At 39.2% G+C, this 11,084-nt stretch carries 6 protein-coding genes and 4 rRNA genes; 9 read left to right on the top strand and 1 reads right to left on the bottom strand.

Annotated features, from left to right (window positions below; all coding sequences use genetic code 11):
• The 6 genes from JST56_03825 to JST56_03800 all read left to right on the top strand — a co-directional run.
• A 16S ribosomal RNA gene (locus JST56_03825) occupies nucleotides 1-223 on the top strand; the annotation flags it as partial.
• A gap of 218 nt (nucleotides 224-441) precedes the next feature.
• Nucleotides 442-3,435: ribosomal RNA gene (locus JST56_03820) — 23S ribosomal RNA — on the top strand.
• Between the two features lie 214 nt (nucleotides 3,436-3,649).
• Nucleotides 3,650-3,764, top strand: a 5S ribosomal RNA gene (gene rrf / locus JST56_03815).
• A 140-nt stretch (nucleotides 3,765-3,904) separates the two neighbouring features.
• A 5S ribosomal RNA gene (gene rrf / locus JST56_03810) occupies nucleotides 3,905-4,019 on the top strand.
• Nucleotides 4,020-4,071: 52 nt separating this feature from the next.
• Nucleotides 4,072-4,515 carry a hypothetical protein gene (locus tag JST56_03805; protein ID MBS1988095.1) on the top strand — a complete coding sequence of 148 codons (444 nt, stop codon included), beginning with the start codon at nucleotides 4,072-4,074 and terminating at the stop codon, nucleotides 4,513-4,515.
• 81 nt (nucleotides 4,516-4,596) lie between these two features.
• Nucleotides 4,597-5,595 carry an alpha/beta hydrolase gene (locus JST56_03800; GenBank protein MBS1988094.1) on the top strand — a complete coding sequence of 333 codons (999 nt, stop codon included), beginning with the start codon at nucleotides 4,597-4,599 and terminating at the stop codon, nucleotides 5,593-5,595.
• Nucleotides 5,596-5,720: 125 nt separating this feature from the next.
• Here JST56_03800 and hpt read toward each other — a convergent pair whose 3' ends face one another.
• Nucleotides 5,721-6,347: a hypoxanthine phosphoribosyltransferase gene (hpt, locus tag JST56_03795; protein MBS1988093.1), complete on the bottom strand. Its 627-nt coding sequence runs from the start codon at nucleotides 6,345-6,347 to the stop codon at nucleotides 5,721-5,723.
• Between the two features lie 164 nt (nucleotides 6,348-6,511).
• On the opposite strand from hpt, the gene JST56_03790 reads away from it, so the two are divergent.
• The 3 genes from JST56_03790 (at nucleotide 6,512) to JST56_03780 (ending at nucleotide 10,974) form a co-directional block, all read left to right on the top strand.
• Nucleotides 6,512-7,066, top strand: a complete 555-nt coding sequence (locus tag JST56_03790; GenBank protein ID MBS1988092.1) for an ankyrin repeat domain-containing protein — start codon at nucleotides 6,512-6,514, stop codon at nucleotides 7,064-7,066.
• Nucleotides 7,067-7,092: 26 nt separating this feature from the next.
• Entirely contained in the window at nucleotides 7,093-7,782 is a 690-nt protein-coding gene (locus JST56_03785; GenBank protein ID MBS1988091.1) for an HD domain-containing protein, read from the top strand.
• Between the two features lie 204 nt (nucleotides 7,783-7,986).
• A complete protein-coding gene (locus JST56_03780) occupies nucleotides 7,987-10,974 on the top strand; it encodes a hypothetical protein (protein ID MBS1988090.1) in 2,988 nt (995 codons plus the stop codon).
• The last annotated feature ends 110 nt before the right edge of the window (nucleotides 10,975-11,084 follow it).

The raw sequence follows: 11,084 nt of genomic DNA, 5'->3' as shown, positions 1-11,084 counted from the left end.
GACTTCATGAAGTTGAAATCGCTAGTAATCGCGCATCAGAACGGCGCGGTGAATACGTTCTCGGACCTTGTACACACCGCCCGTCACACCATGGGAGCTGTCTACACCCGAAATTATCTTAGCTAACCTTTACAGGAGGCGGGTAATGAAGGTGAGGAGAGTGACTGGGGTGAAGTCGTAACAAGGTAGCTGTAGGAGAACCTGCGGCTGGATCACCTCCTTTCGAGGGAGATTAATGCTAGAACTTGTTTCTAGCGCCTATACAGGTGTAATAAAAATTTAGAGATTCTCTTGACTCAGGTATAAAAATCGCTATACTATCTAGCACATTCAAATTGAATTGAAGAAAGATTTAAGATCTTTGAAATATATAGTCTAATGATATAAGTAATACGCGAACAAATTAATTGGGTTTACTCAAGACAGTTAATGAGAGTTTGTAGATAATTGAAAAGGGCATTTGGTGGATGCCATGGTATCAGGAGGCGATGAAGGACGCGTAAGGCTGCGAAAAGCTTCGGTGAGTTGCCAATAAAACATTGACCCGAAGGTGTCCGAATGGGGAAACCCATCGAGATGGAGTCTCGATATTCTTATCTGAATATATAGGGTAAGAAGGCGAACCGCATGAACTGAAACATCTAAGTAGTGCGAGGAAAAGAAAACGAACGTGATTCCCTAAGTAGTGGTGAGCGAAATGGGATATAGCTAAAAACTTATGCTGTGTAAGAAGTCATTCGTTGCAGTATGAGGGAAGTGGGATGTAGTATCTTGCAAATGACTTTGTAAGGTTATGTTACTGATGTAGTTGAACGCCATGGAAATGGCGACCGTAGATGGTGATAGTCCAGTAAGCGAAACATCAGAGTTATGTAATAATTATACTCCCAAGTACCGCGGAGCACGTGAAATTCCGCGGGAATCTGCCCAGACCATTGGGTAAAGCTAAATACTACCTGATGACCGATAGCGAACAAGTACCGCGAGGGAAAGGTGAAAAGAACCCCGGGAGGGGAGTGAAATAGAAACTGAAACCAAGTGTCTACAATCGGAGGAAGCGATATATACGTATGCGCAACCTCGTACCTTTTGCATAATGAGCCAACGAGTTACTCCTACGTTGCAAGGTTAAGGCTGGAAAGGCTGGAGCCGTAGCGAAAGCAAGTCTGAATAGGGCGATTTAGTAGCGTGGGGTAGACCCGAAACCTAGTGAGCTAACCATGGGCAAGATGAAGTCTCGGTAATACGAGATGGAGGTCTGAACGCGTGAGGGTTGAAAACTTCTGCGATGACCTGTGGTTAGGGGTGAAAGACTAATCAAACTGGGAAATAGCTGGTTCTCCTCGAAATATATTTAAGTATAGCCTTGATGAATTCTTTATGGCGGTAAAGCACAGTTTAGACTAGGGGGCGTGAGCTTACCAAATCTTTGCTAACTCTGAATGCCGTAAAGCCGAAGTCAGGAGTCGGACTGTGGGGGATAAGCTTCATAGTCGAGAGGGAAAGAGCCCAGACCATCAGCTAAGGTCCCTAAGTATTCGTTAAGTGGGAAAAGAAGTGAAAATACACAGACAGCCAGGAGGTTGGCTTAGAAGCAGCCATCCTTTAAAGAAAGCGTAATAGCTCACTGGTCAAGTGTTTTTGCGCTGAAGCATGAACGGGGCTTAAACGAATCACCGAAGCTATGGATTGTATATGAATAATATACAGTGGTAGAGGAGCGTTCTCAAGTTGAACGCCTGACCGTGAGGACAGGTAGAGTGCTTGAGAAGTGAGTATGTTGGTATAAGTAACGAAAAAATAGGTGAAATTCCTGTTCGCCGTAAGCCCAAGGGTTCCGCGAGAAAGGTTCATCCACTCAGGGTTAGTCGATACCTAAGCCGAGGCCAATAGGAGTAGGCGATGGAAAACAGGTTAAATATTCCTGTACCACTTTTAGCGTTGATCGATGGGGTGACGCAGGAAGATAAGCTGATCTGGAAAATGGATTGCCAGACTAAGCGCGTAGGGGGATTGTGTAGGCAAATCCGCACAATCATAAACCTGAAACGTAATGGGCGCATCAATCAAAGTGAGAGATGTGTTCAGCTGATTCTACGCTGACCAGAAAAACCTCTAGGGAGCAAAAAAGTGATCGTACCGTAAACCGACACAGGTGGGCGAGATGAGAATTCTAAGGCGTTGAGATAACTCTCATTCAGGAACTCGGCAAAATGGCCCCGTAACTTCGGGAGAAGGGGTGCCAACGCCGTTATTCTGTGAAATCAGGAAAAGCGGTTGTTGGTTGCAACAAAGAGGCTCAAGCGACTGTTTAACAAAAACACAGGGCCATGCGAACTCGTAAGAGGAAGTATATGGTCTGACGCCTGCCCAGTGCCGGAAGGTTAACAGGAGGGGTCATCCGTAAGGAGAAGCTCTGAATCGAAGCCCCGGTAAACGGCGGCCGTAACTATAACGGTCCTAAGGTAGCGAAGTCCCTTGTCGGGTAAGTTCCGACCTGCATGAATGGCGTAACGACTTGAGCGCTGTCTTGATGAGAGACTCAGTGAATTTGTAGTCCCGGTGAAAATGCCGGGTACCCGCGATAGGACGGAAAGACCCTGTGCACCTTTACTATAACTTGACATTGATTTTTGGATTATCATGTGTAGGATAGGCGGGAGGCTTTGAAGTTGTGGCGCTAGCCACAATGGAGCCGACGTTGAAATACCGCCCTTGCTGGTTTGAAAATCTAACTTTTTTCCGTAATCCGGATGAAGAACATTGTCTGGTGGGTAGTTTGACTGGGGTGGTCGCCTCCCAAACTGTAACGGAGGCGTTCAAAGGTCCCCTCAAGGCGAATAGAAATCGCCTTAAGAGCGCAAAAGCAGAAGGGGGCTTGACTGCGAGACAAACAAGTCGAGCAGGTGCGAAAGCAGGATTTAGTGATCCAGTAGTTCTGAATGGAAGGGCTATTGCTAAACGGATAAAAGGTACGCCGGGGATAACAGGCTGATCTCCTCTAAGAGTCCATATCGACGAGGAGGTTTGGCACCTCGATGTCGGCTCATCGCATCCTGGGGCTGGAGAAGGTCCCAAGGGTTTGGCTGTTCGCCAATTAAAGCGGTACGCGAGCTGGGTTCAGAACGTCGTAAGACAGTTCGGTCCTTATCCATCGTGGGCGTAGGATATTTGAGAGGCGCTGTCCCTAGTACGAGAGGACCGGGATGGACAAACCTCTAGTGTTCCAGTTGTTCACCAAGAGCAAAGCTGGGTAGCTAGGTTTGGACGAGATAACCGCTGAAAGCATCTAAGTGGGAAACTCACCTCAAGATTAGATATCCCGTACGTAAGGTACATAAGATTCCTCGAAGACTACGAGGTTGATAGGCTGGGTGTGGAAGTACAGTAATGTATTAAGCTAACCAGTACTAATAAATCGAATGTTTTATCTACGCTTAATTTAAAACTACAACTTGCGTTTGTCGTAAGGCAGACGTAGATAAAGTAAAAACTGAGACTCTATTAATTGTTAATGAGTAAATCTATCTCTGAATTTATATCGCAAATTAGACTATAAAAAATCTGAGTGTACGTGAGCAATCGCGTACACTCAAGATCTTAAAAATTTATTATAACTTTTGATTCTTAAATGAATCATACAAAATTTCCTGGTGGCTATAGCTTGTTGGAAACACCTGTTCCCATTCCGAATACAGCAGTTAAGCAACACGCGCCCAAGATACTTGGCTGGTAACGGCCCGGGAAAATAGGTCCTGCCAGGATTAATTTAGGACCCTCGATGTAAAAGTCGAGGGTTTCTTTTTCGAGAAAATTATAATTCTTACGCTGGAATTGCTATCAAGCGCATAAGATTTTAAAAATTTATTATAACTTTTGATTCTTAAATGAATCATGCAAAATTTCTGGTGGCTATAGCTTGTTGGAAACACCTGTTCCCATTCCGAATACAGCAGTTAAGCAACACGCGCCCAAGATACTTGGCTGGTAACGGCCCGGGAAAATAGGTCCTGCCAGAATTAAATTTGACCCCTAATGTAAAAGTTAGGGGTTTTTTTATTGGGAGTTTTTATGTTTACATTGTGGCGGCTAGCCCTGTTTTTTCAGGTATTTCATCTGGTATACCATCAAGTAACGACAATTTTTGATTTGTATCCGTTTAATAATATCAAAAGTTATACGCGTAAGCAGCAGCTTTTGGAATGTGGAAGCTGTGCATTTGCTATGGGGATTCCAATTTTTGCAACGCTATTTGGCGGTAAAATTATGGCTGGAGTTTCGGTTGTTCTTTTTATATTGTTATTAATGGGTGAATATTTTACCTGGTGGAAGCCATACTTTTTTGGGCCAACTGAGCTTTGGAAGACTGTTTATAATAAAAAGTTTAAATCAACGATTATTATTTTACCGGCCATCAATGATCACCCAATTCCAAATCTTGAGCATCTGATTTTGCATAGCATTACGGTGGTGACTTTTATATTAACGGTAAAGTATTTTTTTGCTTTGTTATAATACAAAGATCTCTTTTGAGCGAGTATTGTTTTATGTTATTCCATTAGAATAAGTTTATAAGTGTTGACGATAGAAGAGATTATGAAAAAAGCATTATTACTTGTTGCTCTATTCGCCTTGTCAGCGAGCACTCCAATTTATTTACTCAGCACACAAAATAATACAGAGGATATTATGGAAGACTCACTCCATTTTGAAGAGGTTCAAAACATAGATTCTGAGAATGGTTTAAAGCGGCCAGAATTTTTAAAATCTTCAGATGGCCTCAATCTTGCTTACTATTCTTTTTTATCTGAAACAGCACCGCAAGCTACGCTTATTTTTTATCATGGTGGTGGTTTTTGGAGTAATCAGCTTTATCAAAATATGGCGCGAGAATTGACACAGAAATTTCCTGTAGCAGTTTTTCTGGCAGACCTTCGAGGGCATGGAAACTCTGGTGGGCCGCGAGGTGACGCACCCAGTGCTCAACAGGTCTGGCTGGATGTCGATGATACTGTGCGCTTAGTGAAAGAAAAATATCCAAGCTTGCCACTCTTTCTTGGAGGTCATTCTTCAGGCGGCGGTGTCATACTTAATTATAGTGGCTGGGAAACGAGTAATTTAGTTGATGGTTATTTTCTTATTGCCCCATTTTTAGGTGGTGACTCCGATACAGTGCAGCCTGATCAGCGATTTGTTAAAAATGTTAGAATCTGGGCAATTATAGCTCATATGCTCTCAGCCGGCTGGTTATTAAGCCACACTAAAGCGGTTTTTTTCAATTATCCAGAACGCTTGATGAAGCAAGATTCTCATATTATTACTTCTTATACAACTACGATGGCAATTGCAACATCGCCGTACAATGCTAAAGGGTTGTTTGGCAAGCTCAAAAAGCCGTGTGCTCTTTTTGTAGGAAGTCGCGATGAGCAGTTTATTCCAGAAAAGTTGGTTGGGTTTAATCAGCATTTGAGTGAAGAAGTAAAAAGTAAATCATCTGCCCAGCTTGTTTTTGATGCATCGCATCTATCAATTGTGCTTCAGGCGTCTGAGTTTTTAGCTCAAGCCCTTAAAAGATTCATATCAAGCGATCAATAAGTGTTGTCAAAGAGATAGGCTTTATTTTCCTACTTGTTACATTGAAACTGATTACTCAAAAAATTAAAATAAGAAAGGCGTACCTAAAGATGTGTACGCCTTTTATTTTGGGGAGATTTTATTTTTTACGACGTAAGTGCCCAAATACCCGGTAAATTTCTGTATTCTTCGTTATAATCAAGGCCACATCCAATCAAAAATTTTGGAGAGCTGATGAATCCAACGTAGTCAATGTTTGGAGTTTGACTTGATTGGCAGCCTTCTTTTAAAATCAAGGAAGCGATTCTTATTGAAGCAGGGCTTTTTTTTGTGAAGTGTTCTATGAGCCATTGCATGGTAAGTCCGGTGTCAACAATATCATCGACAATGATAATATGTTTTCCCTGCAGAGAGTTTTCTTTTATTGAATCATACTTGAGTTGGATAGTTCCTGATGACTGTAATGTTCCATGGTAACTTGAGACACGAACGGTCTCCATTTTACTTAAATGTTTCACATTTCGCATAAGATCTGAAAGAAATGGCAAACATCCGTTTAATATACCTATAAAGACGATTGAGTCTTCTATTTCTGCATAATCTCGATCAATTTGAGCACCTAGTTCCATCACGCGATTGTTGATTTCTTCTTTGGAGATAATTTCTGAAAATGTACCAACGCCATTAATAGTTAATGTTTCACCATTAATGAATAGTGAAGTGCTTACCGTCATAAGAGAAACAAAAGTAATAGTTTTTAGGTATTTTTTCACGAAAGCTCCTTTATTCTTGTTGTGAAAGGTATTTGAAAATTTATAAAAGAGTAGTCGATGATTTTGATTTGAGCAAGAAGAAAGTGCTTGTGTCTGTCTACAACAGTTTGTATGATAACCAGATTGCTTTGATGTCATATCTTTTATTTGTATAAAGGTGGTTTGTGAAAGTACAGAGTGTTATTTTGAGTGTTGTAGTTACGGTAATAACTTGTAGTCAGGTGCTTCTTAAGGGGGTAGAAGAGCAAAGTGTTTTAGATGTCTACCGTGAAATGCCTACTCATGCTATTGACTTGATATCACGAACAAAACAATCAAGTGATTATCTTATACAACGCGATTTAGAGGTTGCAAAAAATAGAAAATGGAATGACCTGCATCTTGCAGTTTTGTGGGGGCTTGAGCAAGAAGTAACGCGTTTAATTGAAGTTGAGAACTATCTCGTTAATGCATGTGATAGCATAGAAAGCACACCGCTTCACCTTGCAGTTGCGCGTGGCAATACCGCCTGTGCACAAATATTGCTTGAAAAAGGTGCAAAAGTGGATGCTCAAGATAAATATGGGTGGACACCCTTGCATGCAGCGTTATTTTATTTACCAAGTATACATCATCCCTGTGTAAAATTATTAGAAGAGTATAGAGCTTCTATCACAATAAAAAATCTACAAGGTGATACTCCCTGGGACTTGCGAAAGTCCGATCGTTGCTGGAGATAATCATTTTCAGATAAAGAGGAGTTATTATGCATGATATTATTCAACCAATAAAAAATGCTACGCACGATAATTTTATTATAGAAAAAACTATTCAATTCGTTCGTTCTCAGCTTGAAGGAGAAGGAACTGGGCATGATTGGTGGCACGTACATCGTGTTTATTCTTTGGCATTGCGGATTGCGCAACAAGAGCAGGGTGCGGATATTTTTGTTGTAAGCCTTGGTGCACTGCTTCATGATATTGCTGATTATAAGTTTCATCATGGTGATGAATCGGTTGGACCACGTGTTGCTGGTCAGTGGCTTGAGCAGTGTGGTGTTCAGCGCGATGTTATCGATCAGGTTCAAGAAATTATCAAAACAATTTCGTTTAAGGGTGCCGGTGTTGCAACCCCCATGCGCACGCTTGAAGGAAAAATTGTGCAAGATGCGGATCGTCTTGATGCATTAGGGGCAATTGGTATTGCGCGTTGTTTTGCTTATGGCGGGAGTAAGGGAAATCTGCTGCATGATCCAGAAATTAAACCGGTGATGCATACCTGTTTTGAAACTTACAAAAAATCAAAAGGTACCTCGGTTAACCATTTTTTTGAAAAGCTTTTTTTGCTTAAAGATCTCATGAACACTAAAACAGCAAAGATAATTGCTCAGAAACGGCATAATGTTATGGAGCAGTTTATCAAGGAATTTTTGAGTGAATGGGATGGTAATGAGTAATAAATATTAAGAAAATAGACTATGAGCCGAGCGAACTCTAAGATGTGTGGATTAAGAAAAAAATACTCCTAAAAAACCTACAACTAAGGTTAATTGACAGATTGAATATATGTGGTATCATTATTGTACTATGATTAAGCACGAGCCTTTATTTACAGGCTACAGGTTTTTCATTTGTGCTCATACAATAATGGAGGTTTTGCTATGTTTTTATCTGTTGAAAAGCTATTAAAAAATAGTTTTATGTTTTTTGCGGCTTTATTTCTATCTTTTGCTGTTGATTTGTATGGAATGGATTTTGACGAATCTTCTGAAGATTCGTCTTCTGATTCTCACGAGCAAAGCTTTGATTTCAGTAGAGGATTGAGTTATTCCGATGAAGAAGATACCCGTGATCTTATCGATGATATAGATGATTTATTCATGCGAAGATATGGTGAACAAGAAATACAAGGTAATTTTTATTCATTTAAACGTAAAGAAAGAGATGCGGATGACCGAAGAATTTTGGATTCTCAATCATCATCTATAAAGAGCCCATCAAAGCGTCAAAAAATTTATAATAAACCAGAAAAAACAAAATCTAAAAAATATCAAAAAAGTTCAAGTAGGCCTGCGCTTGTTTATGAAGGGAGCTCGACAAGCTCTGGGTTTAGTTGGGATGCTGATAATCAAGCGATTATGAGTGGTTCATTGCCTAAACCGGTCGGTTTTTATTTTAACAACAATAACAATAACAATAACAATAATAATAATAACAATAATGTTGATGGATCTTTTGACTCTCCTCCAAGGGTGCCCGATTCACTTTCAAGTGGTTTAAGTCCTCAGATGCAAAAAGCCTCTCTTGGCAGTTCACCCGTTGGCTTAAAGACTCCTAAAAAGCATATTCAAAATACTCGAACTATCGATATTATCGAAGTATTTATTAATAATTTTTGTCAGTACGAAGAGCAATCAGTTTTTACAGATTTAATTCGATTTTTATTTACTGTTAAAGATGTTACCGTCGAAGATGTTACCATCAAGAAATTAGAGCGCAAGAAAATTGAAGAAGATTCCCGATTTGCGCAAGCTTTATGCGTTTATTTGAGTGAAGATCTATTTGTACAATTTTTTAAAATAATTGATGAAACGCAAGCTCATAATAATTGGATACAATCTTCCGATGCCGATGAGCTTAGGGCTGATTTTGCAGTGTACACTCAGCAAGAAAGTGATCTTTTAAAAGAAAATAATAATCTTCAAAATCAGAAAAAAAAGATGGATAAAGTTAACGATGAGGATGAAATTAAACGTATTGATGCTCGTCAAAAAGAGATTAAAGCTATCAGGGCAGATCTAAAAGTTAGATTATCAGATTGTAAAAAAAGACTGATATTGAAAGATGTTTATAGCGAAGTATCCGGTTTTCTCATAAAAGAAGTAGCCTCAAAAAGTGGGAGAAAGAGGCTTGATGCTCATCAGGATCAATGGCTCAGGCAATTGATTAGGAATCTATTAAAACTTAATGACGAAAAAGATAGAGATCTTCGTATTCGATATCGAAAACTTGCAGAGTATATTTTTGCATATTATTTTGTTGGATTTGATTCTAATGTTGATTATCTTCAAAATCGGGGACGTAAGAAGTTAGATTTTAGTTCAGATTTTAATGCTGACCAAGCAGGTGGTAGCTCGAGCAGTTCTTCATCGTTACCAGATTCTTATTACTTTAAAAATTTATTGTATTCACCACCTGGCCATGCTCGCAATTCTTATAATAAAACATTGATTTGTGATTGCATCGAAGGCTCTCCGCTTTATTATTTGCTCTGCTTTAATACTGTTTATCAGAGTATTCACCAACAAATAATTCATATTTGCGGTGAGCGCTATGAGCCAATGAGGAATCAAAGGAGCTATAAGCGACTTAATCTCTTAATAAAAGAACTTTTAGACGATTACGAAATGGCTTGTGGTTTGTATGAAAAAACGCATAACGCTGAAATAATAGGTAAAATAAAATATGCACAAAGAGTATTGCAAATGACCGCTGAAATGATTGTTGGGCATATCAATAAAGCGATATTACCTGATTGTAATCTCTTATATTCGTATAAAATTAAAGACTTAGTTCGCATGCTTCGTCTTATTAAAAATAGATTTCAAATTAATTTGATTAATAATTTTGATCGCTTGGTTTTGGTTAAAGATGAGCATATTGGGCGTATTGTTTATGAATTTCATGAAATGAAGCAATCCTATCAAATAAGTGGTGGTCATCTGCATTGCGATGTCGGCTACACTTTGGAGATTGATTTTAATCAATATAATATTGATCGTTTTAATACATTTGCATTAAATGCTTCAACAGGTGTAAGTTTTCGCGATTGGTTGATGAGTAATTCTACTGGTAAATGCATAGATCATAAAAGCTCAACAGTATTTCCTCCGTGTTTTAACAGAAATTTTTGGTCAGGTTATGTCTCTCGATTATTAGCAAATAACCCAGACGATGGAGATATTTGTTGCTATGATTCTGGAAAACGTGTGCAAGAAAAAGAGGGAGTCTTCAAGCGACAAGTCATCTTTAAACATCCTCATTATGTTGGGTGCAAAGATAGTGCTTGTTCTTGCGATCAAAACTCAGTTATGTATGTTACTGCCATCATTCGTGAAGAGGTTATTGACCTTGATACCGCTTACGATCTTATGGATTCAAATGATTCAAACATTCTTAGATCAGTTATCTCTCTTTATCCAATGTCTGTCTATTGCTTAGATTACGATAAATACCGCGGTGGATTTCTTTTGAACAGAGAAGTAATTGAGAATGATGAGTACTTGAATAGGCTTCTCCCTAATTTTTTTGATTATCAACGTCAAGAAAATATTGATCAAGGCTTAGTGTATAATGATCAAGGTGTGCCATTGTACCAATCTGTGTTGTTTTCACTCAGAGCATTTCGCCAAGCCTTACAAGAAGCGGCAAAGAAATTATCTGAAAGTGAGCGCTCATGTATTATTGCTGGAAATATTGATTCATCAATCATAGAAATTACCGAATTTGGTATTCAGTATGTTTTGGTTAAAGTTGCTCAAGGAGTTTTTGTTAGAATTCAAAGAGATCAATTAAACAGTATGCTGAGCTCTCTTCAAGATGGTGAAGTTCGTATTGAAGATGGTGACGATGATTTAGATCTAATATAGAATAAAAAATATAGAACAAATAGTTTCTTAAAAAGGCGTCTGAAAAATCCAGACGCCTTTTCTGTCTTTTGTAGCATAGATTCTAGCGGATAGATCGACTGATCTTGTGA

This window comes from Candidatus Dependentiae bacterium (genome assembly GCA_018266175.1).
In the GTDB taxonomy this organism is placed as follows: Bacteria; Babelota; Babeliae; order Babelales; family RVW-14; genus JAFEAY01.
Note: the sequence above shows the minus strand (reverse complement) of the source record. Positions and strands in the feature narration are given on the sequence as shown.

Excerpts from the sequence above, each read along its gene's own strand:
- JST56_03780 (MBS1988090.1), top strand. The coding sequence starts at position 7,987 with ATGTTTTTATCTGTTGAAAAGCTATTAAAAAATAGTTTTATGTTTTTT.
- JST56_03805 (MBS1988095.1), top strand. The coding sequence starts at position 4,072 with ATGTTTACATTGTGGCGGCTAGCCCTGTTTTTTCAGGTATTTCATCTG.
- JST56_03785 (MBS1988091.1), top strand. The coding sequence starts at position 7,093 with ATGCATGATATTATTCAACCAATAAAAAATGCTACGCACGATAATTTT.
- JST56_03800 (MBS1988094.1), top strand. The coding sequence starts at position 4,597 with ATGAAAAAAGCATTATTACTTGTTGCTCTATTCGCCTTGTCAGCGAGC.